The sequence below is a fragment of the Bacteroidota bacterium genome, assembly GCA_030706745.1.
GTDB lineage: Bacteria > Bacteroidota > Ignavibacteria > Palsa-1295 > Palsa-1295 > PALSA-1295.
On sequence record JAUZNX010000009.1, the window covers coordinates 46493 to 70226 of the forward strand.

Genomic DNA, 23734 nt, shown 5'->3' on the forward strand with positions numbered 1-23734 from the left:
GTAAATTGTAATTGACTACGGTTGCTTCATGCGCTCTTCGGTCCGCCGCTGCATGGACGCCATCGCTTGTTCCGGCGTCTCCCTCTTGTACAGCGCTTCGGATACTTCATCCTCGATAATCGCCTCGACATCGAGCCATTGTGGAATCACTGGCGTCATCCGGGCATGCTGGAGTTGCTCGGTGAAGACGGAGCCCTCACGGCGATGCAAATAGAATGTATCAGACTGCGACTGAATATCAGCGGGATATTCGTTCACGCGCCGAGCGAACGCCAACTCATTGTCCCGTCGAGTGATGTATTCGAGAAACACTTGTGCCTCGCGCTTCATCGCGCTATTCTTGTTGATCGCAAGGTATTCCCCGCCGGCAAATGATTCGCCATGATGATCGTTATTGCCGGGGAAGAGCATGGTGTGCCATCGAAACGGAGCTTTCACAAGCCTGGGCAGGAGCCACGAGCCACTAAACCACACTCCAAGCTTCCCGCGCACGAAGGCATCGTCCAGATTCTTTTGCGTCTCCATGACCCCAACGTGGATTTGATCCACATAGAAGCGTAGCGCCTCGATATTCTCAGGTGAGTTCATTGTGGGGTGCCCGAGGCTATCGAAGAGATCGCCTCCGTTAGACCACACATATGGCAAGAATTTTTTGTAGAGACGATGCTGATCGGGACCATTGACACCGATTCCCGAAGAGCCCGCGCGGTGGATTGCATCAGCCAAGGACTGCATGGTCTTCCAGTCCCAATCATGGAACGCTTGGGTCACATGGGACTCACGAGCCCCATCGGAAGCATCCTCGGAGCCTGCGAGTTGATCGTTGATAAATATGACTCTTGTATCGAGCAGCCACGGCACGGCGTAATAATGTCTGCCCCACATGCCTGGTGCATGTGAATACGCCGGTGAATTGGTAAATCGCTCAATGAGAGAAGCATTCGAATCCAGAGGCAACAGCACACCACTTGCAGAGAACTGCGCAACCCAATCCGAGCCAAGCTCAAGAATGTCAGGTGCGGTCTCTGAGTTAAAGCCAACCATCAACTTCGTCTTGCCATCTGACCAGCTAAGCTCTGACACTTCGACGGGAATCTCCGGATGCTCACGATGGAAGCCGGCAAGCATCGTGTCCATGTAGGCTCGCTGCGCCGGCTCCGACCAAAAATGCGAAAAGCGCAGCACTCCAGGCGTAATGCCTCGATTGCACGATGCCGAAACCAGCAACAAGCAGGCGCAAAGCGCGAGTGCGGCCCGGCGTGACATTTATTTCGTCGTAAACGAAATGAAATTGATTAGCGCGGTGATGATGACCATGATATTCGTGATAATCCCAATCGCCTGGAAGAATACATCGAGTGCGCGGCCGCTGACGATGATCGTATCACCCGGAACCAGTAACGGATTCTGTGCCAGATCACCGTTATCGCGGTAGGCTTCGAGATTGTAAGTTTCGACACGCTTCTCCTGCGCGGTGTCGGCATGGACAATTCGGATATCGACGAGTCTCGCCTGGGCAGATGGTCCACCGGCAAAGCTGAGCAATTCCACGAGCGAAGTTGAGCCGGGCACGCGATAATGACCGGGAGAATTCACATAGCCCCAGAGATTCACATCGATCTGCACTTCGCCACCACGGTAGACATTGAAGATCGGCATGTTCGGCGAGCTCGGCGTGAGCGGCTGGCTCGTTCCCGTTCCGACTCCCGGCTGTCCAGTGGCTGGGCGTTGCGCTCGCGCTGCGCTTAGTGCAGCGCAGCACGCCACGAGAACAATGCAGATGACTTTGATACTCTTCACGTGAATGCGAAATTACGGCAAGATCGAAAACGAACTCCAGCGCGACGAAGAACCACCATGAGTAATGATGCGCTTAACGCGCCAACGGTACTGGCCATTGGGTGCAAGCCGCTCGGCGGAATCGGGGTAGTTCACAATCGGCTGATTCGAAAACTCCGACAACCTCTCGGACCATACGTAGCGTTCGCTGTCGAGACGCTCTACGATGATTTGGAAGGAATCCCCATCTTCCGGGTCCTGCCAGGAAAAGGTCTGACCGGTCGGCGGAGGCTTCGTCGGTCCGTTTGGACTCAGGGGAATTACCGGGTTAGTATAATGAAATGACGTCGTCACATCAACGGGCGTCGGCGTGCTATAGGTCAGTGTTCCTGTTGGGGATCGGTGGTACGCCTGCAACTGGTACCAAAAAGTCGCGCCGGGAAGAATCGCGGCAGTATCGCGATAGGATGTCGGCAGCGGTTCGATGGTCTGATCGGTCGTTTCGAGCTGCGCGACGATGCGCGCGCTATCGGCGAGAATTCCGTCCGGGCCAATGGCTGGGTCTGTCGCGCGCCGAAGAATATACCCAGTCGTTGCGCGGGAGGAATCCATTTGCCACTCGATCCAAATCGCATTCGTGTTCGGATCGACATCGGCGTAGATTCCACGATCGACCGGGTCAGGCGGAATCGATGTCGGAATAAAGTGGGGCTGTGGAGGTGTGATCTGCGGCTCTTGCGGTGTGCTGCACCCGACAAGAATCAGCAGAAGTGGTATGATTCGCTTATTCACTCGTATCCTCCCTCTTCAAGAGATTATCGATGTTGAAAGAGAAACTCAGGCGATGTTCCGGCCCGAGCGCGGTATTGATGGAGAGCGAGTAATTCACATCGATCTTTTGATGCCAGTTGAATCCGGCACCAGTGGCAAAGAGCCCTCGGTCCAAACCGGCGCGTAGCGCGACGATGCTGTCATACATCATTTCGAGTCCAAATCGTGGCTTTTCCGCTTCGCCAATCAGGAAGTCGGATGAGAACGTGGCGATGGTGTGCAGCAATGGCAGCGGCTGCGCGTATGCGATTCCCCCATTGATATGCATCGGTACTACTTGCGTCCTCTGAGTGCTCCAGTTCAACCGTGTGCCTCCAATATCGGTGACGGAAGTCCCAAGCGAGATCTTTCCAAGTGCCGGCATCTGCGTAAACTCGGCTACCGAGAATCGGAGCATAATCCCAGCATCGACACCGATCCCAGAGGCTGAGCCGAAGCTACCAATCCCTTGATGGATGATCTTGAAGTTCACGCCAATCGGCACTTCTATTTTCTGCTTGTAGTACAGCCAACCCCAATCGAGTGTGAACCGATTGTTGCGCGCGACTGAGAGCACAATGGCATCTTCGTTATCGCTGAAATAATCTGGCGCCCCACCGGCAATCTCACGGACGATCTGTTCGCGCCGGTCGGCGAGGGAATCGGTAATATCGGGAGTGTGCATCAGATCGCCAACAGAAAGTCGGACCCAGTTGGCGGCGATCGTCATATCTTTCATTGGATAGGTAAGGCCCAGCTGGTAAAAGTTCGCAAGGGCACTGCCCGGTGTCCCATATTCCGACGAATACATGAATCCGATGAGCCGATTCGAGACGAGCGATACGCCAGCGGGATTCCAATGGAATGCAGCCTCATCGTTTGCGATTGCGGTATACGCGCCACCCATTGCTAGCGCTCGCGAACCAACGGGAATTTCGAGGAAGGCGCCGGCGTACTTCGAGTCTTGCGCAAATGCTACCGAGGACAATCCGCACGATAATGTCATTGCGAGGAGGATTGCGGAGCGATAGCGGAGCAATCCGACGAAGCAATCCCTTCCCAGCAAGGGATTACTTCGTCGCTCCTTCGTCGCTCCTCGCAATGACATTCCCTTATTACCTTAGTCTCGCAAATTTTCCTGTGATGTCTCGGCTGGCGTCTGGTGTTTGGGCGCCAAAGCGATAGAAATAGACCCCGTTAGCCACTTCATCGCCGTTATCATCGCGGCCATCCCACCAGACTTCGTGATAGCCTAAACTTGTAGGCACGCCGGTGCCACCTTTTAAGAATCCGAAGCTCCTCGTCGGATCGTTCGATGGAAACGTCTCCGTTCGAATGCGCCGGCCACTCACGGTGTATATATCCAGACTCACAGAAGTTGCGAACGCGATGCCGCGAATCTCGTACGCGATGAACATGTACTCCTTCGTAAACGGGTTTGGAAACGAACCGAGCACACCAATCGAGAAGCCATTCGAAACGTGTACATCCAGCTCTTTCGCGACATTCATCCGTCCGTTGTTGTCAGTGGCCTGAATGGTAATCTTGTGATTGCCTTCCGCGAGCGAAGGTTCGAGTCGCAGATTAACTGTCGTTGTTGTTCGACCGGAATCGAGCATCACAAAGTCTGCGAGTTGATTGTCGATTTTCAGGATCGTCTTGCCCGGAGTGAGGTCAATTCCATTCGCATCTTGGGCAATGGCATGAATATGCGGCACTGGAGGCACTTCACCATTTTGAGAGAAGATTTGTCCCTCCACCGTCATATCGACGACCGGGTCTTTGGTATCCGTGTTGTAGGCAACAGCAAACGTCCCGAGATTGCGTAACCTTGCCGTGAGCGTATTGCCGTTTGGCGTTGTCGAGAGTTTCGTCCACAACTTCGAGCGATCGTCCTGCCGGTAAATGAAAAGCGATCCGATCGGATGTCCGGCCAAAGAATCGACACGCACTGTCAGTGTGGAATTGGAATCCACCAGCGGTATTGCACCAAGGGAATCGCTCACAACCCTAACACCAGCATACTTGCGACCATTAGATGTGTACAGAGGGAGGAAGTGAATGTCCGGCTGCACAGTCTGCGCCGGCATGTATTGCCGATTGACACGGATCACATCGGCATTGATGCTTCCCTCCGTGTTCGGACTCAGCGAGAGCACAATTTCTTCCGAATTGAAATGTGCCGCAATGCCCGAGCTGCGTTGGTATGCCGCGGCGCCGGGGGCATAAGGCATCGCGAGCGTGGTATCGTTTGTGCGGAGGCTATCTCGAAGATTTAGCGGGCTGCCTCCTGCATCGGGACTAATTGCGAGCGCATAGAGCGCAGAATCAACATTCGTTATAGGAACAGGAATGGAAAGCAGCGCATCCGAGTGTGCCCCAAGTCCATTCACCACTGTGCTGCCGACGATTTGTGGGCTACCAGTCCTTTCATCCAGCAGTGTGACGGTACTCGATCCGATCGGTGATGCTCCCCAATTATAGACGCGCTCTTGCCAGGCGAGGCCATTCTTGGTCGCAAGATATTTGCCGGAAAGCGTGCGATGATATGCGTCCTTCATCACCGATGGATCCACCGCTGCTCCAACGATAATCGTAGCGGAATCGGAAACGACAGTCCCGGATGACGTCGTCAGGACAACCTTGCTAACAACTTTATCACCAGCTTTCAACTGATTGCCCGCAACCACAGCATGGTAACGGTCGCCACTTGCTGTCATTGGAAGCATGATCGTGCGTGATGCGATCTGCCCAGCAGCATTCTGAGAATAGATCGTAAGTGAATCGATCACAGTAACGATCGCTTGTGGCGTCTGGATGGCCGCACTGAAATCGAGCTGCGAGCCAACCGGCAGAGGCCGCGGTTCGAAATCGAGCTCCGTGATGCGCGAGTCGGTAATCGTTACGTCCTCGCTCGTAGCGGCATAGCGGGCATCGGAATTGTCCGAAATCGTGACACGATACGCCGCGTGGGAAATCGAGATTGCCGGGACATTATCCGTTATCGAAAATGCGCCTCCTGTCACTGGAATGCCACCAATCAGGTGCGGCGGTGAGAGAGGACTCATTTTCGTATCAACCAGCTCGATCGATGCCGTCCCTGATGTAATGGTCGTCGTTCCGCTCAAATGAACCGACCCGCCCGGCATGATCGTCCTCGATCCCAGCGTGAGTGTAACATGCTCGCTTGGCGGATGAGGCGCCGCCAGTGGATCGCCGAGGAAGTGATAGCAGTACATGAGCGTCGGCGGTATCAGATCGCCTGCATCCGCTCGCAAGAGAAATTCAATCTTCCCTGCATTAATGCGTTCTGCAATGGGCCCACCTACAGAATCGAACAAGTGTGGAACAACTGACTCCGCCATGTGCTCGTCATTTTGCTCCCACCCAAAGCTCGTTGTCCCCATGCAGGCAATGGTACCGGCACCTGCCGCATTTTGCAGCGTATTCAGGATGCCAACCGATGGCCCATCATAGCCTGCTGTGAAGCAAGTCATGCTCAGAATGATCGGGTAATGCAGTGAATTATGGAATCGCGACAAGTCCGAATTGTCCAGCACGGGACGTCCGGTACTATCGAGCGGATCATCCCAAATGGCATTGCCGCCGTGACCGAAATAGCCGATGAAAGCGAGTCCATTGTTAACGTTGTTCACGAGTGTCTGGTCCGAACTGCGATATGGCGATGTAATTACCGTCGATTGGCGCAACACACTGACCCGACCCGGCAACGCGCGTTGAATGATACCATCAATGTCAGTATCGAAGCTTCCGCCTGCACCGATGAACAGCGCTTTGTTCTTCCAATCGCCAGGAGTGACACGGTCCGCTTCAAATTCTTTCAGCTTGGCGAAGTAGGCTGCGTCACCTTTGATGTCCGGAGTCGCGAGCCGTCCGAGCAAAATGTCAGGGACGAGATCGTCGCCATCAAGCATCGCGTACCAGGCATCGGCAGCGACATTTCCTTCGAGATAGGCTTGCACATACGGTGCCGGAACCTGGTCGGTCGGTTTGTAAGGCTTCGGATCATCATTGCCCTGGTGCGTGACGCCAACGAGCAGTACATACTTTGGAGGATCCTGCCATGAATTGTATGCGTAGCTCAGAAATGCTTTGATGGCATTTGGCGAGCGCGCTCCATAATTGAATTCGTCATAGATATTGGCAACATCGACAATTTTAGTCGTGACATGATTTGCGCTCGCTCGATAGTCTGCCAAATCTTGAAGCGGGACGCGGGCGCCGGAATGTGCTTTCGGAAGATGATCGCGATTGGTGATAATGAGATAGGCTCCGGAATTTGCCGGTGAAGCTAGTCCGGCAAAATCATCTTTCACATATCGCGTTGGTTTGAGCTTTCCGGCTTCGGTGACGGCGAGAAACCCGTCGGCATCGCTCGCAACATTGAGCTGGAAGATCGCCTTGGTGCTCCTGGGTTGATCGGGGTTTGACGTGATGACGACATTCGAAATCTTCGAGACCCCGACGCGATAAATCGATATATCGGTCCGGCTAAAGTTCTGCAAGGTGAATTGGTAGAGTGCAGAGGCTGCGTGCTGTGGTGCATGAAATGCCAACTCGTCCTGATACGCATAGTATAATCGATCGTATCCGAGCTCGATCCAATTAATCGCGAAGCGGCAGCCCTGCGTCGTGGTCTGTCTGCGTTGCGAAAATGTGATGCCGATCGGCGACACATTGCCACTGGTATCGAGTACGGGCCCACCAAGCAGTTGCGCCGTCGGCTGACCCGAGGAGAGCTGTGATGCCGTGTCGGTCGAAAGGAACTTCAGCGTTTGGCTGTCCCACGTTCCGTGCAGCACATCCCGATTGTTGACGGAGATCGAGGCAACGTCTTCGCTATCGACGTTCGGAAGCTCGATGCCTTTGGGATCGGTAGCACCGGGATCGAAATGCGAGATGCCGTGGAGCGCGGCGCGAATGGAGATGGGCCGGTTCTGTCGCACATCAGCAAACGGGACGATGGCTTGCGTTGTGTAGCTGCCACGATAGAGCTGCCCGGTACCGACAATCGCCATGAAGTCATGATCCCGAAGATCCGAACGCCGGTCCACATCGGAAATATCGAGATCGTCATGGATGTTGTCCTGCTCCACATGTACCAGCGACCAGAAGGCGCTGTCCCGCACATTGATAAATTTTGCGCGATCGACTTCGCGAATCTCGCCGGACTCCTCGACCATTCGCTTTACTCCGCCGAGTGGAACGGGAGAGTAGTGGGTGCCCCATACGAGATAATAGACATTGTCTTTGGTATCGGGATCGTAGTAGAAATCACCGAATGTACCGGGGCCATCGTAATGCTTTTCCTCGCCATAGAACTCGAAGTAATCGTTCGGATCGAAGTGTCCATCCTGATGATCGAACACATAAACCGGCACCTGCTGCCCTCGATTCACGATGCGGAGCGTATTGGGATCGACGCTGCCCGGATCGATGCCGAAGTTCTTTAGGTCCTCGAACGCAATGTGATAAATACCCGTCTTCCGCACGTACATTCTGTAGACATTGCCATCATCGGCCTGTATGCCGGGCGATTGCTTCACATCAGTGTCCGATAATATTCGACCTCCTTTTAAGGCTATCGAGTGCGATGGTGCCGGCGCCGAAGGATGCGTCGCTGAGAGTCTCTGTTTGAATACTCCAGTCGACACTTGAAATGGCTCCGCAAGATCCGTAACAGAACTTGAAGGCAGTCCTAATGGGTCTGAAATCCGAACAACGACACGTCTCGTGTAGCGAATCTCATTTGGCACGGTCTGATCGAGGATTCCGAGTGCCAGCCGGCTCACAGGTGCCGCGCGCATTCGTCCGATGTATCTGAGCTGTGCGAAGCCAATGCCATAGTGATCCGCGATGCGCGTTCGAGGACTTACGAGCGCGGCTGAAAGCCTGATTGATTGGTCAACATGAGAAACGACCACCACGCTGGCGGATTTCGAGGCGCGGATCGGAATCACAAGCTCAGCAAGCGGATCTCCCGTTCGCCGTTGCTCATGATAGGCGCGCAAGTGCAATGCATGGTTTGCGTCTGTATCGAATGCTGGTTGGGGAACCGTGATTTCCACCGTGACGGAGTTGGCTTGCCGGCTTAATTCGCGGACGTGAATAGATTGGCCGACCGCATTACTGCAGACGAAAAGCAAAAAGCTGATACAGCAAACAGGTATCCGAGACCGCAAGGCTCTTACGAAGTTGATTCAGTTAGGGGCTCGCGCATCCGGGCGTACGGGGGCAACCGTGGCGACAGGATGGCATCAGCATGTCACGAACCGAGTCGGGATGAATCCCGCCTCGACTCTATAACACAATTCGGCCTCGACATCAGTTCGCGCCGCTGGCTTGAATTACACGATTTGAGGCCATGGGATCCCAAACAGCCTGGGTCTACCCCGCTCCGTGGCAGTTCTTGTACTTCTTCCCGCTGCCGCATGGGCAGGGATCGTTGCGCCCGACTTTAGGTCCGACGCGCACGGTTTGTGGCACGGGACGCGGTGCGGGAATTTCGCTTTCACCGTTGCCGTGAAATCCGGATGGCGCTGCTTCTTTCGAAGCCACTGCGCGGCCACGCTTCGCCGGCTGGCTCGGCATCATACGGCGGCCACCGGCCTGCGCCGGGACCATCTGCCCCGTGCGCGGATCCTGTACCATCGGGTAGAGCTTGAAGGCCAGATCGAGCACGCCATCGCGGACAAGCACGAGCAGTTCCTGGAACATCCGATAGCCCTCTTGCTTGTATTCGACCAGTGGGTCCTTCTGTCCATAAGCGCGGAGGCCGATGCCTTCCTTCAACTCGTCCATTTCGCGAAGATGATCGCGCCATTTTTCGTCGATGACGCGGAGTGTCGCGAAGCGTTCGAGTTGGGCAACGCCTTCGGAGCCAAGCTGCTCCTCCTTTCGCGCATAAAACTGATACGCTTCATCGATGATCTTTGCGGCCACTCCGTCCTCACCGATCTGTGCGAATTCTTCACGCGTCATCTGCGCATCGACCATGAAGCGCGTGCGGACTTCGTCCTGCAGCTTCTCCATTTCACCTGCGTGATAATGGACGGCTGTCAGCTCTTTGACAGCCTCCTCCATCATTTCGAGAATCTCATCCTTCAGTCGCTCGCCATAGAGCGCCTGACGGCGTCGCTCGTAAATGACCTCGCGCTGCGAGTTCATGACGTTGTCATACTCGAGCAGGCGCTTGCGGATGGCGAAGTTGTTCTCCTCGACCTTCTTCTGTGCGCGCTCGACGGATTTCGTGATCATCGAATGCTTGATGACCTCGCCCTCTTCCAGACCGAGCTTCTGCATGATGCCGGCGATGCGCTCGCTGCCGAACAAGCGCATCAGATCATCTTCGAGCGAAAGATAAAACTGCGTCGAACCCGGATCGCCCTGGCGACCTGCGCGGCCACGAAGTTGGCGATCAATACGCCGCGCATCGTGGCGTTCAGTGCCGAGGATGTGCAATCCACCTGCCTCGCGCACGCCGGGGCCGAGTTTGATGTCGGTACCACGGCCAGCCATGTTCGTTGCAATGGTCACGGCGCCGGAGAGTCCGGCATTCCGAATAATTTCAGCTTCGCGTGCGTGCTGCTTGGCGTTTAGTACATTATGCGGCACTCCGATGCGCTTGAGCAACTTGGAGATTGTCTCGGAGACTTCGACGCTCGTCGTACCGACCAACACCGGGCGGCCCAATTTGCGAAGCTCCTGAATCTCTTCCATGACCGCATTGAGCTTTTCTCGCTTCGTGCGATACACCATGTCGTCGCGGTCATCTCGGGTCACGGGTACGTTCGTCGGAATGACGACGACATCAAGCTGATAGATACTAAAAAACTCACCCGCTTCGGTTTCGGCGGTGCCCGTCATGCCAGCGAGCTTCTTATAAAGACGGAAATAGTTCTGGAGTGTGATCGTGGCGAGCGTTTGCGTGTCGCGCTCGACAGTGACGCTCTCCTTCGCCTCGATGGCCTGATGCAGACCTTCGGAGTACCTGCGCCCCGGCAGAATCCGACCGGTAAACTCATCGACAATGAGGACCTTGCCCTCCTGCACGACATATTCCACGTCTTTTTCATAGAGCGAATATGCGCGCAGGAGCTGACCGATCGTGTGCAACCGGTCGGAGCGATCGGCATACAGAAGATGAAGCTCGTCTTTCTTTTTGCGTGTCTCTTCTTCTGAATACCCTTCAAGCTGCGAAAGCTCGGTGGCAATATCCGGCAAAATCCAGAGATCGCGATCGCCACCCGCCGCAAGGAAGTCACGGCCTTTATCGGTCAGATCGATCTGATGGTTCTTTTCTTCGACGACGAAGTAGAGGTCATCATCGATCAGGTGCATATTGCGCGATTGGTCGCGCATGAACTCCATTTCGGTGGACTGCATGAGCTTGGCCATCTCGCCATCGGACAGGAGCTTCAGCAGCCGCTTGTTCTTCGGCATCCCATGATGCACGCGGACCAGCATTTCACCAGCCTTTTTCTTCTTATCGTCGTCTCCGGATTTCAGCAGTTCCTCGGCTTCGGTCATAAAACTCGCGCAGAGGGCCTTCTGCGCGTTGACCACGCGATCGACAATCGGCTTCATCTCGTCGAACTTGTGATCGGCGCTTTCGACCGGACCCGAGATGATGAGCGGCGTACGCGCTTCATCGATCAGTACAGAATCGACTTCATCCACGACCGCATAATAGTGCGGACGCTGCACCATCTCGTTCGCATCCTGCACCATGTTATCCCGCAGGTAGTCGAATCCAAATTCGTTGTTGGTGCCGTAGGTGATATCGGCCTCGTACATCGGCTTGCGCTCCCACGGGTTCTGCGATTGCAGAATCACGCCGACGGTCAGCCCGAGGTATTCGTAGATCTTGCCCATCCATTGCGAGTCGCGCAATGCAAGGTAATCGTTAACCGTCACGATATGCACGCCACGACCCGGCAAAGCATTCAAGTATACTGGCAGCGTAGCCACGAGCGTCTTACCTTCGCCCGTTGCCATCTCCGCGATCTTGCCCTGATGCAAAACAATGCCGCCAATTAGCTGCACGTCGAATGGGATCATGTCCCACTTCATCTCTTGCCCGGCGACGGTGAAGGTCGAGCCGACCAGCCTGCGGCACGCATCCTTGACGACAGCGAAGGCTTCCGGTAACAGCTCGTCGAGCGTGACCTTAGTCACCTCGTCTAGTTCTTTATCGAGGACGCCAATGCGCTCGATGATCTCCATGCGCTCCGCATGTGGAACGTCCTCTTTGAGTCGCTCACGTAACTCGTGGGATTCCTCGGTGATCTCATGCGTCGCTTCTCGAATGCGGGCGCGAAATTCCTCCGTTTTCGCGCGGAGTTCGTCATCGGTCAGGCTGGCAAGCCCCTCATAATGCGCGTTGATTTCATCAACGAGCGGCAGCAGTAACTCGACGTCTTTCTCCCGCTTGGAGCCAAAAATCTTCTCTATAAACTTTAGCATATCAAATAATTGGGACGTGCCGTGGCGGATGATCGGTCAGCCGCTTCCACGCCCGGATTCGTTCACGCTCCTAAGTCCAATTCGCTAAATTTGACCTTAAACGGGGATTTTGGAGCCAGAATCAGCATCAAACGCTAAAACGGGCGAGATGCTTCCGGGTTTCGAAAAGGCGCTGGCTTCGTTTATTCCACGATCATCGCCACCCGCTCGGCGCTGCCATTTATTCGCACGATGCATTCGTACATTCCCGCCGGCAAACCCGAGGGCTTTTGCCACACGAAGGAGTGCTCGCCCGCATCCACCGCACCCGCAAACACCCGCGCGACTTCCTGGCCGAGCAGGTTCACGACTGTGACCTGCGCGAAGCCCGCAGCGGGTGAGGAGAGCGTGATGGTGGTGGAAGTGGTAAGGGGGTTGGGATAACAGACCAACATAGCACGTGATGATTTCTTGATTGGCACCGAAAGTGATGAGACCATCTCTCGAATGTTGCGGCGCCAGACTCCTTGCACGGATCCACCACAGTAAATATCTGAATTTAGAATGGCTAACGCGGAAACACTCAGTCTGAGCAGCCCAGTGTTCGCAGATTGCCAGAACAACCCTTGATTGGTTGAAGCAAACACCCCAAAATCACTACACGCAAACAACAGGCTATCGCGGGAAGCAAGAGCATATATCCGGCTCTTTGGCAAACCATTATTAGCAGGCAGCCACGTTGCCCCGTCGTCGGTCGATTTCCACAAACCCAAATCGTAGGTGTACTTGAAGAGAATCCCAGACGAACGAAAGAGTCTGCCAGAGATCGAATTTGTCGCCACCTTCTCCCAGTGGGTTCCAAGGTCGAGGCTTCTGAATATTCCACTGTCAGCCAAGGCGAAGACAAGACTATCGTATCCGACAAGGCTCCAAACGTAACCCCAATTTAGGGCGACAGATAACATTTCCCAGGTCTTACCTGTGTCAGGTGATCTAATTAGAGCAGGACGAGATTGCGAATAGGAATAGGTCGAGGCGATCACAATGCCTCGGCTGCTCACGGCTGCGTACCAGTAGTAATTGTTAGAATTCGAGTCAAAGTTCCTCCTTAACCAATGCCCGCCGCTGTCCCAAGAAACAAGAACCCCATTCTCGTAGGAGAACAGCAGCAGTGCATCGCCAACGAATACCAAGCATTGCAGAGAGCCAAGATTGCCTTCCCTGAGCTCCCATGAATCGCCCATATCCGAAGACGAAGAGATCGCACCGTCCTCACGTGACACAATGCTGTTGCCAAACACATCCAGCTGATTAACGACTGACCCATACAATCCGTGATCTTCAAGAACCCACGTTGCACCCGAGTCCGTCGAGCGAACAACGCCGGCACCGGTTCCTGCAAAGATCCCGTTGTTATTTTGTACGAGCCCTCTGAAAGTCTTGTTCGGAAGCCCGGAGTCGGATTCCGTCCATCGCTTGCCCCCGTCAGTGGAGACAAGAAGGCCACGATCCGTACCAAGAAGGACGCGATTTGATACCTGAAGCACGCTCAGAGCCACCAAGCGAAGAGAATCCCATGTCAGTCCATCATCATTAGAAAAATACGACTCACTGTCAATTGCTACCACGACGCTACTCCCTGAGGCGCAACCACCATTGCTATAATAACTGATTTGGGGCAGCAGCACATTGACCGGTTTCCATGATTGGCCGAAATCATTCGATCGGTACAGGCTCAACCCATGGAGAAAATAACCATACGGATCCGAATGTAGAATTGCAAACAGTTCCATCCCATTGGAAACCAATTGCTCGACAGGCCATGGGCGGTCAACTGTATCCGAAATGCCCCGGCCGGTCGGAAGTCCCTTGTTGGCTAAGTACCAGTGGTGGCCAGCGTCGATTGAACGAATGACAGTACTGTTCGAATTATCAAAGGCAAAAAGTACGGTATCTATAGCCGCTTGAATAACCGTCTGGGAATCTGGCAGTTTCCTCCAACTCTGACCTGTGTCTGTCGAAAACCACGTCGGATTTGATGAACCGTAGTATGGCGTTAGATAGATGGTATTCCGAGATTTGACCAACCAAGGATCGAAGGCAGCATCTGATAAACTGCTAATCCAAGTCTGACCTGAATTCGAACTCCTGTAAGGTCCGCCCTCAGTCGCTGTGACCAACTTATCCCCGATCGAAAGGAGCGAGTAAACGGGGGCATGATACGGCCCATTCGTCTGCACCCACTGCCCACGACCAGCGGAAGTCGATAGTGCGAGGAGCGCAAAGACCAAGAGACGTGTGAACGAGTGCTTCATAAGCGGTATAAAAATACGACAATTCGGGCTGAGCTATTCCAAAAATGTTGTGAGATTGGTTAGGAGCCGGGATCTTTGGCACGAGCACGAACTCGCTGCTGTTCTGCCAGCGCAATTTTGGACTTGCGGGAACGCGCTTCTCGGAGTTTTCAAGAAAGTGGTGCCATTATGAAAATTAAACTCAAATATTCAAATTGAGTCGGCTTTTCTTTCCATGTGAAGGAGAATTATGAAAAACAAACTCAATTCTCAAACAACTAAATACCTCCAAGAAAGAAAATGAAGATCAAGCTCCTCGATATTTGTCATGCACGTTCGGGCGATAAAGGCGACGCGGCGAATGTGGGTCTCATCGCTCGCGAAGAGCGCTACTATCCCCTCATCAAGGAAAAGGTGACGCGCGCGGCGGTCAAGAAACACTTTAAGGGGATTTGCCTGGGTCCGGTCGAGCGATACGAACTACCGAACCTTTGGGCGCTCAACTTTCTGCTGCACAACACGCTCGGTGGTGGGGGCACAGTGAGCTTGAAGCAAGATGCGCAAGGCAAAACGCTTGCGGCGGCGTTACTCCGAATGGAGATCGATGTGCCTCCAGCTTTGATGCGTCCGCTGAAGGTGAACGGTCGGACTAAGAAGTAAGCGATGCTTACTCGCCTCCAGCGGCTCGCGAGCGAGACGTTGCACGAGAACCCGTGGTGGCAGTACCGACACGATCGGTATACCCATCCCGATGGCTCGGAGGGCGATTTTTTTTATGCGCATACGCGTGGCGCGGTCTTCGTGATACCCGAGTATGATGATGGCCGCGTTCTCATGCTTCGGCAATTCCGCTATCTGAACCAGCGCGAGAGTTTGGAATTTGTTGGCGGCGGAATAAAGGAAGGGCTTACGCGCGAGGTATCGGCCCGCGAAGAATTGCTGGAAGAATCGGGACTTTTGGCCGATAGATTAATCCCGTTGGGCTGGTTCAATCCTATGAACGGTCTGAGCGATGAGGAGTGTTACGTCTTCCTCGCTACCGGCCTGCATTCCAATAGCGCTCATCCGGAAGTTTCGGAAGAATTCGAACCGGTGTTACTTACGCTTCCCGAAATCGATCGACAGATTTCGTCGGGCGAAATTTGGGACGGGATGACACTCGCAGCCTATAGCCTTTACCGCTTTCGTTGAACTTTGGTCGCATGAAGTTGAAACTCGCAATCTTACTTCTCCTTTCCTTCGCCTCTTCGCTCGCAGTCGCTCAGCACAATCCTGCTTCGCAGGAATTCCGCCTGCACTTTAAGGAAGGGGATCTTTGGCGCGTGCAAACGACTGAGGTCCTCCGGCTCATGATGCACTTTCCTCAGGTCGATCCGATGGATGCCAAGCCAAGCATTCGCACGACGGTATACTCCTTTACCTACGCGATCGAAAAGACTCTTCCCGATGGTTCGGCCGTCATTGGCGCAACGCTCGACTCGTTCAAGACGCGGATTATGTTTGGCGAAGGGAAGCATGCGGAGGACTTCTTTCATTTCAACTCCGCAGTCGATTGGGACCTCGAACATACCCTTCGAGACATCAAGACACTGCCACGCGCCCAATTCCTCGGTCAAACACTTCGCTTTACGATGCGGCCCGATGGCACCGTTCACGATTTTCAGAACCTCGCCGACTTTCATCAAAATGCCATCGGCAAAGGCTATGACTACGACATGGTCCATGCGGTATTGTCTTTATCGGATTCATTGCGGATGGGGCAACTGCTGGAGTTCGGTTTCGGCGGGCTGGCCGCCACCGGTGCAGAGTACCGATCGCCTTCCACGGCGACAGAAATCCCAATGGTTCGAAAAGTCTCGTTCTCATCGGCTGGCAAACGTGCCGCGAATGTGAGCGTCGTCTACTCGGATCCACAGGAGCATATTGATTATCTTGAGGGCATCGCGACGCCCATGGGTATTCTGAAATTTCAGGGTGGCGGGCAAGGCAACATTCTGATGCACGAGAATTTCTTGAAGCATGGTTCCTACCGAGACACTGCGAACGTTGTTCTCGCAATCGATATCGATACGGTGCCGGAAGAGATCACGAGGCTCGTTACGACGGACGTCACGCCGATTCCGGTACTTCGCGCAGGCAAGCAAGGAGGGCGGATCACGGTACAAGAAATCGAGTCCCACGAGGCACCGGTACCGAAACACGAGCGTTCCTCACCCGAGAATTCAAAAACCATCCCTGTGGATACCCTCGGCACTCGAGCGCCTTCCACTATTAAACCATAGCAATACTCCTTTGAACTTCAGGACCACCCTTCTTTTCGCCGGACTCACAATTCTTGTTGCATGCGGTAAAAAGGATACCGCTCCTACAACCACGACGACGACCACAATCGACACGACTGTAAAGGCCGAGCCTGTTGTCATTGCGGACACGAATCATCATCTCTATTTTCGGCCGGTAGCCGGGAGCGTCCGGCGCTATCACGTCATCGACCGCATGACTGCCGAAGCAACCGATGCACAGCCGGGCGGCCAGACAGACAAGCATGCCGGGACCAGTCAGAATGAATTCTATGTGACGGCCACGACGGGAACTACGGGAAGCGATAGCAGCGTCGAACTTACCGTTCGAGTTGATTCGATCAGTCTGTCGGCCGATCAGGACACAACGCACACGCGATACTCGAGCAATAACGCGAAGGACCGCGCCAACGAGCGCTACAGGCAATTTAATATTATGATCGGCAAGACGATCAAGGTACGCGTCGACAAATATGGCGATCTTGCGGCCATGACCGATGTCAGTGCGATCTCGGGTGCCCTCATGAGTCAGGTCCCGGATTCCCTCCGATCGAATCCGCGCATCCAACAAATGGCAACGCAACAGGCCCAGGAAATTGCCAATTCATATCTGATGCGTGTTCTGGTCCATAGCCCGACGCGAGCGTTAATCAAAGACACAACGTGGCGCCATAGCTCCGACGTTAATCTCAATATTGCTCAGGGACTGAGCTTCCCGGTTACGGTTGCGGCCTCAGAGACTGTCCGCGGGCTCGAGCGACGTAATGGACGTGTCCTTGCAGTGCTGGAAGACAATACGACAACAACCCCAAAGAAACTCGTCCTGCAGGAAGGCCCCACCAAAGCAACGATCAGTAATTTCGTTGCGACCTCGCATGGTGTCGCCCGCGTCGACGATGCAACGGGCGTGCTGTTCCATCGCGCACTCGATGAGAAGCGGAGTTTCACGTTTGTTGTGGAGAATACCCAGCACCCGGGCGAGCGTCGTTCCATCTCTCAGAATGGATCGGAGACTCTGACCGTAGAGTTGATCGCAGAGACACCAGTCGCCAAACCATAGCCGTTCGAATGAAAATGTTCGATATCATGGGTGTTCGCGGAATTCGTTGACACTCCATGAGGTTCGTATTTCTGATCTGCGCGCGCCCAGACGGCGCAGAAGCCGAAATGTGGACTGTCCGAATGGTGATTACGCGGACCGTACGATTGCCCAGCGGTAGTAGATGATATCAAGCGACGATCGCAAGCCTTATCGTGGATCAAAGGTAGACGGTACGTCCAGCACGACACCTGGTGTGCAGGGCAGTACCTCGAATGGCCGCAATTCGCAGCCAGTGAAGAAGATTGTCTTCGACGATTTTCAAATCACCCGTGCCGAGCAGCAAGCGCAAGTCGATGAGGAACGTCGCGTCTGGCGCGAACGCGAAGAACGGACGCAGCGGGAAAAAGCACCGCTCTTTCGTCGGGCTGTGCCACGTCTCAAATCGCTTCGCGATGAGATGATCGGTGTTCAGAATAAGCTTCCATTTTTCAAACGTCATCGCGATTCGGATTCTCAGCTTGAATCGGAGACGCCGCCAGCCGATACTACATTCGATCCAACTCCGGATTATGCGATTGGCCACGAACCATACTTCGCGGATCACGAGCGGGCCGTAGTGCATATTACACGAGCCTCGCAGCCCCCCCCCATATCAGAAGGACCAGAGCACTTGCGATTTGCGCCCGAGGAGCAGACGACCGAATGGATTGACGATTCATTGCCGGTTGAGCAGATTGGCATTGATGAGGCTAGCACGCAAATGAACTCGGAGTACATTCTTGATGAGGTGCTGCCGGAAGCCAAGTCTATCCCAGAGCCGTGGCAAGACGATTCGATCGAGGAGGAACTTCGTGCCGAAGCCATCCTTGAGGATTTCGTCGAAGTGGTCGAGCCTGCCGATGAAGCATATCCGGATGAGTCCCAGATAGCTGCCGAGCGACCGGCCGAGGACCCGAGGACATCCGATGAGCCACGAATCGAGCCGACGATGCAGGTGTACCTGGACTCACTTCGATCGTTCGACTCGCAGCCCCGCCGCGCAAGCGATGCGCGCGATCCCCGGAGCGATTTCGTTGTCATCCTGGCCGAGCAATTGGACATCCTTCGCGAACAGGTCGCTGCCACATCGGCAATGTTCTTTTGGGTGAATTCGAAGCGGCAGCATTTGGTACTCGAAAGCGCTGCGCTCGACGATCGTGCGTATCAATTCCTTGTCTCCGACAAGCGCTTCCCGATCGAGTTGGACGCGGTCAGCCGCGTTGCGACCAAACGTAAACCGGAGTTGCACTCGGTCATTGCTCCTCAAGCCGAACGTGATCTCATCCCCTACTACGGTGAAGCGATCGGTATTTCGTCTTTCGCGGGAATGCCCGTCTTCTTTGGTGAAGGTCTTGTCGCTGTTCTGACCGTGGACTCCGCAACTCCGGAGCAATTTACACCGGAAACGCTCCGGATCTTGACGAGCCATTCACGACTTCTTTCGGCACTGATTCGATCGTACATAGAGAAGTATGATTTACTGGCATCGGCTCGCGCACTGGATGCGGCCCGAATGCTGAATCAGATAGTGAGCCCTGACCAATCTGCGCGGTTGCTTCGGGAGCGTCGGAATCCGGACTATGTGCTTCGCGCGCTCACACAAGCCGCCAGCGAAATCATCGACTGGGACTGGCTGGCATCGGTTTCATTCGACTCCGCACGGCGCACTTGGTCGATCTCCAGCCTTCAGTCGAAACACGGTGGCGCTTACGTTCCACCGATGACAGCGATCTCGCTCGAAGAGAGCCTTGTCGGCAAATGTCTCGCCGGTGGACAGAGCGTTCGGCAGGACTCGCTCGGATTGCAGAGCATCCGATACAACGTGGAAGAAGACCGGCCCGGCGCTATGGGCCATGCATTCTTAGTGATACCGATCCGGACCACAAATCGAAATTATGGAGCACTGGCGATCGAACATTCCGAGCGAGCGCATTACACTGATGCAGACGTTGAGACTCTCGAGCACCTCTCGCGGAGTGCAGCTGCGGCACTCGAAATCATGGCACTCAGTGAAATTGTCAGCGAGCGGGCACTCACCGATCTTTTGACAGATCTTCTGAATAAACATGGGCTTCACATGCGCACGCGCGAAGAACTGGCGCGCGCGACGCAATTTGATGAGCCGTTGACCCTGGTCTTGTTCGAAATCGATGGTGCTTCGGAATTTGCCACGCGCTTCTCGCAGGAAGATTCGGACACCATCGTGCTTTCGCTTGCGCGACTCTTGCGATTTGGTGCGCGTCCATTCGATGTAATTGCGCGCACGGATGAGCATACGCTTGCCGCCCTGCTCATTCGGATGCCGGATGAGGATGCCTATCTCTGGAGCGAAAAGATGCGAAAGATGATCGTGAGCGAAGTCATCGCGATGGGCCGGCGAAGCTTTTCGGTGACGGTCTCGGCCGGCGTTTCCGGGGCCAGACGGGACGGCTCGGTGGACGAACTAATTGCCGGCGCGGAACTTGCGCTTGAGCGTGCGCGTGAACTTGGCGGAAACAATGTAATCGTGTATTAGGCCAGCCAGCGGCTGCACTGGATGGTCGAGCGGTTCCGGGAATATACGACATTTTTTCGCGAAATCCAAATTTGGCTCGGAACCTACGAAAATGAGTGGCCGTTCATGGTGGCACAATCGCATCAGCATTTGTATTTAATGGCTGAATTGACTTCATTTCGGGAGATGATTGGCCTGTTCGCCTTTGGCGGGCCTTCCGCCCGTGCTTTTCAACCTCGGTCCCGAACAACCTTGGTAACCGTCTAACCATGCGCATTTCGAAGCAATACACCAACCGCGAGAGTCAATCGCTCGATATGTACCTTCAGGAAATCGGCAAGGTCGATCTTCTGAACTCGGACGATGAAATTCGTCTGGCAAAGTTAATTAAGAGCGAAGCGCCGGAAATGCAGAGTGCATCCCAGCGGGCGCTTGAAATCCTGGTCAAAGCCAATTTGCGCTTTGTCGTCTCGGTCGCGAAACAATACCAGAATCAAGGTCTTTCGCTCGGCGATTTGATCAATGAGGGGAATTTGGGCCTTATCAAGGCGGCCCGGCGATTCGATGAGACCCGCGGCTTCAAGTTTATCTCCTATGCTGTCTGGTGGATTCGTCAATCCATCCTGCAGGCACTCGCGGAACAATCGCGCATCGTGCGTCTGCCGCTGAACCGAGTCGGCGCTCTGAATAAGATTTCGAAGAAATTCTCCCAGCTTGAACAGGAGTTCGAGCGCGAGCCATCCGCCGCCGAATTGGCCGATAAGCTCGATATGACGACGAACGAAGTCGCCGAGACCCTTAAAATTTCGGGTCGTCATCTTTCAGTCGATCAGCCGTTTGCCGTTGGCGAAGATAATCGGCTGCTCGATGTGCTCCAGGATATGGCGCAGACGCCGCCGGACTCCACGCTGATGAGTGATTCGCTCAAGTTGGAAGTTTCCCGCGCCCTGACCGCACTCTCCACCCGCGAACGCGAAGTACTTGAACTGTATTTTGGCCTCAACGACATTCACCCGCTGACGCTTGAAGAGATTGGCGAGAAATTCGCTCTGACCCGCGAGCGCGTCCGCCAGATCAAAGAAAAGGCGATTCGCCGACTGCGGCACACCCCGAAGACGAGACCGTTACAAAGCTATTTGGGATGATCCACCGAGGTTAAACGACCGGACGGATCGGTTCTATAGGAACTGGAATAGGTCTATCAGCGAAGCGATCGCGTAGTCTGGCTGTAGCTCCAGCAGTCTCTCTCCACCAAACCCATACAGAGCGGCCACAGTCTTTACTCCTGCGTTCTTGCCGGCCATGATATCTGCTGCCGTATCACCGACCATTATAGCATCTGCCGGTTTTACACCAAAGACATCGAGCGCTTTCAATAATGGTTCGGGATCGGGCTTAACACGAACGACATCCTCCGCAGAGATGATAATATCGAAAAGGTGAACGATACCGGTTTGTTCGAGTGACCGAATGGAGGTGCGGATCGAGCGCGTAGTGATTGCCCCGATCTTTATGCCACGCGCGCGGAAGCCTTCGAGAACGCTCAGGGTATCGGGAAACAACCTCGCCAAGTGCAGATTCTCAGACTGGAACGTCCGATGCGCTTGGCACAAAGCTGTTACATCATGGCCGGGCGCCATTTCCATGTAGACTTCTTCGAGCGGACCGCCCATGAGATGGGAGATCCTCTCCCGTGAAAGCCGCTCGACCCCATGCAATTCAAATGCATGTTCGAACGCACCGTAAATAAAATCGAACGTATCGAGAAGAGTACCATCGATATCGAAGAGAATAGCCTGTAGCGTATTGAGAAGCATAGTTTGCAAGTAACGAGGAGCATCCACAAATTGTTAGCAGAAGCGTATGGCTGTTCAATTTCAAGACTACTACGAAATCCTTGGCGTGCCCCGGACGGCAACCGAGGACGAGATCAAGAAGGCCTATCGCAAACTTGCGAGGCAGCACCATCCTGATCTGAATCCGAACGATAAGACCGCCGAGGAGCAATTCAAGAAGATCAACGAAGCCTACGAAGTACTGAGTGATAAAGAAAAGCGCGCGAAGTATGATCGCTTCGGTGAGAACTGGAAGACCGGTCAGCAATTTACACCCACTCCCGAGTGGGGTCCGGCACAGGGCGGATACCCTGGCGGCGGCAGCTATACGTTCACCAGCGGTGGCGGTGAAGATTTCTCCGAATTCTTCCAGCAATTCTTCGGACCTGGTATGGGGTTCGGCGCCGCTACTCAACGTCGCCGAACTGGATTTGCCACGCGTGGCAGCGACGTCGAGGCCGAATTACCTGTCACCATCGAAGAAGCATTTCATGGGACAACCAAACAGTTTACGATCCGCCGCGCGGACGGCACCACCAAGACATATAAGGTTAAAATCCCGGAGCATTCTTTCGCCGGAAAACAAATTCGGCTCGCGAGCCAAGGGGAGGCCGGTACTTCGACTGCTGGCGATCTGCTTCTGACGCTGGTGTATCAAAATCATCCCTACTATGATATCGACGGGTTCGATCTCCACCGCGAATTGGATCTTGCCCCATGGGAAGCTGTACTCGGTGCGAAAATACCGATGGAAACGCTCGATGGAAATGTGCGCCTCACAATCTCGCCCGCCACTCAGAATGGCCACCGGCTTCGCCTTGCGAATCGGGGACTCTACCGTTCTAATGGCTCGCGCGGGGATCTCTATGCTGTGGTAAATATCGAAATTCCTGAGAAGATGACTGCGAAAGAACGGGAGCTCTGGGAAAAACTCCGAGAGACATCAGACTTCGATCCGAGGGCATAGGTTCAGCCTTCTGTCACTAGTTCGCGCGTTAGACGAACGTTAAAAACTGTCTCGAAGGCGCGTTCAGTCGCAAGAATAATTTCATCCATCGGCTGGTGTGAGCCGAGCACCTTCGCGAGACTCGTCACGCCACGATCGCGAATACCGCAGGGCACAATATGCGCGAAGTAGGAGAGATCGGTATTGACATTAAATGCAAAGCCATGCATGGTGCACCAGCGCGATGCATGAACACCGATCGCGCAAATCTTCTCTTCGTTGGCGGGCCCACCGACCCAAACGCCCGTTCTGCCCGCGACGCGAAATCCAGAAATATTATACGCCTTCAACACCTCGATGATAACGTCTTCGAGCGCGCGTAAATACCAGCCTAAGTCCTCTTTGAAATGCGCGAGATTCAGGATCGGATATCCCACAAGCTGCCCAGGTCCGTGATAGGTCACATCCCCTCCTCGTTCGATCTCGAATCTCTCGGCGCCGAGCGCAGTCAGCTTTTCATCGGTCAGAAGAAAATTCGCAAGTTCGGCTCCCCGACCGAATGTATAAACATGAGGGTGTTCACAGAGGATTAATGTATCCTCGGTCTCGCCGTGAACGACACTCTGAAATATCTCTCGCTGAAAATCCCATGCCTCCTGGTAAGGCATGCGATCAAGCTGGATAAGTTGGACTGGTTGCATAATACCGTGACCATGAACGGCGCACAGCC

16 protein-coding genes are annotated in these 23734 nt (G+C 54.3%); 7 read left to right on the forward strand and 9 right to left on the reverse strand.

The window, feature by feature from the left end:
• Window positions 1–15 precede the first annotated feature (15 nt).
• The 7 genes from Q8902_10975 to Q8902_11005 form a co-directional block, all read right to left on the reverse strand.
• Window positions 16–1266 carry an extracellular solute-binding protein gene (locus Q8902_10975; GenBank protein ID MDP4200078.1) on the reverse strand — a complete coding sequence of 417 codons (1251 nt, stop codon included), beginning with the start codon at window positions 1264–1266 and terminating at the stop codon, window positions 16–18.
• On the reverse strand, window positions 1267–1800 hold the full coding sequence (locus Q8902_10980) for an SLBB domain-containing protein (protein MDP4200079.1): 534 nt from the start codon (window positions 1798–1800) through the stop codon (window positions 1267–1269).
• Between the two features lie 12 nt (window positions 1801–1812).
• The gene (locus tag Q8902_10985) at window positions 1813–2571 is read right to left on the reverse strand and encodes a hypothetical protein (protein MDP4200080.1); all 759 of its coding nucleotides are present in this window, start codon (window positions 2569–2571) and stop codon (window positions 1813–1815) included.
• The gene (locus Q8902_10990) at window positions 2564–3697 is read right to left on the reverse strand and encodes a hypothetical protein (protein ID MDP4200081.1); all 1134 of its coding nucleotides are present in this window, start codon (window positions 3695–3697) and stop codon (window positions 2564–2566) included. The genes Q8902_10985 and Q8902_10990 overlap by 8 nt, the downstream gene beginning before the upstream one ends.
• Window positions 3698–3704: 7 nt before the next feature.
• Window positions 3705–8756 (reverse strand): C25 family cysteine peptidase, encoded by a 5052-nt coding sequence (locus Q8902_10995; GenBank protein ID MDP4200082.1) that lies wholly within the window; start codon window positions 8754–8756, stop codon window positions 3705–3707.
• A gap of 241 nt (window positions 8757–8997) precedes the next feature.
• Window positions 8998–12075, reverse strand: coding sequence for a preprotein translocase subunit SecA (gene secA, locus Q8902_11000; protein ID MDP4200083.1), 3078 nt, complete (start codon window positions 12073–12075; stop codon window positions 8998–9000).
• Window positions 12076–12257: 182 nt separating this feature from the next.
• On the reverse strand, window positions 12258–14369 hold the full coding sequence (locus Q8902_11005; GenBank protein ID MDP4200084.1) for a T9SS type A sorting domain-containing protein: 2112 nt from the start codon (window positions 14367–14369) through the stop codon (window positions 12258–12260).
• Window positions 14370–14648: 279 nt separating this feature from the next.
• Here Q8902_11005 and Q8902_11010 point away from each other — a divergent pair, with 279 nt between their 5' ends.
• The 6 genes from Q8902_11010 to Q8902_11035 all read left to right on the forward strand — a co-directional run bounded on the left by Q8902_11010 (window position 14649) and on the right by Q8902_11035 (window position 21368).
• Window positions 14649–15008: a hypothetical protein gene (locus Q8902_11010; protein ID MDP4200085.1), complete on the forward strand. Its 360-nt coding sequence runs from the start codon at window positions 14649–14651 to the stop codon at window positions 15006–15008.
• Between the two features lie 3 nt (window positions 15009–15011).
• Window positions 15012–15539: an NUDIX hydrolase gene (locus Q8902_11015; protein ID MDP4200086.1), complete on the forward strand. Its 528-nt coding sequence runs from the start codon at window positions 15012–15014 to the stop codon at window positions 15537–15539.
• An 11-nt stretch (window positions 15540–15550) separates the two neighbouring features.
• The gene (locus tag Q8902_11020; protein MDP4200087.1) at window positions 15551–16630 is read left to right on the forward strand and encodes a hypothetical protein; all 1080 of its coding nucleotides are present in this window, start codon (window positions 15551–15553) and stop codon (window positions 16628–16630) included.
• A gap of 10 nt (window positions 16631–16640) precedes the next feature.
• Window positions 16641–17708 carry a DUF6263 family protein gene (locus Q8902_11025; protein MDP4200088.1) on the forward strand — a complete coding sequence of 356 codons (1068 nt, stop codon included), beginning with the start codon at window positions 16641–16643 and terminating at the stop codon, window positions 17706–17708.
• A gap of 163 nt (window positions 17709–17871) precedes the next feature.
• Window positions 17872–20244, forward strand: a complete 2373-nt coding sequence (locus tag Q8902_11030) for a GAF domain-containing protein (GenBank protein MDP4200089.1) — start codon at window positions 17872–17874, stop codon at window positions 20242–20244.
• Between the two features lie 248 nt (window positions 20245–20492).
• Window positions 20493–21368, forward strand: a complete 876-nt coding sequence (locus tag Q8902_11035) for a sigma-70 family RNA polymerase sigma factor (protein ID MDP4200090.1) — start codon at window positions 20493–20495, stop codon at window positions 21366–21368.
• 33 nt (window positions 21369–21401) lie between these two features.
• Here Q8902_11035 and Q8902_11040 read toward each other — a convergent pair whose 3' ends face one another.
• Window positions 21402–22040, reverse strand: a complete 639-nt coding sequence (locus Q8902_11040) for an HAD-IA family hydrolase (protein MDP4200091.1) — start codon at window positions 22038–22040, stop codon at window positions 21402–21404.
• A gap of 46 nt (window positions 22041–22086) precedes the next feature.
• Between Q8902_11040 and Q8902_11045 the strand changes: the two genes are divergently transcribed.
• Window positions 22087–23025 (forward strand): J domain-containing protein, encoded by a 939-nt coding sequence (locus tag Q8902_11045; GenBank protein ID MDP4200092.1) that lies wholly within the window; start codon window positions 22087–22089, stop codon window positions 23023–23025.
• 2 nt (window positions 23026–23027) lie between these two features.
• Here Q8902_11045 and lipB read toward each other — a convergent pair whose 3' ends face one another.
• Complete coding sequence (gene lipB / locus Q8902_11050) at window positions 23028–23705, reverse strand: lipoyl(octanoyl) transferase LipB (protein ID MDP4200093.1); 678 nt, start codon at window positions 23703–23705, stop codon at window positions 23028–23030.
• Between the last annotated feature and the right edge of the window lie 29 nt (window positions 23706–23734).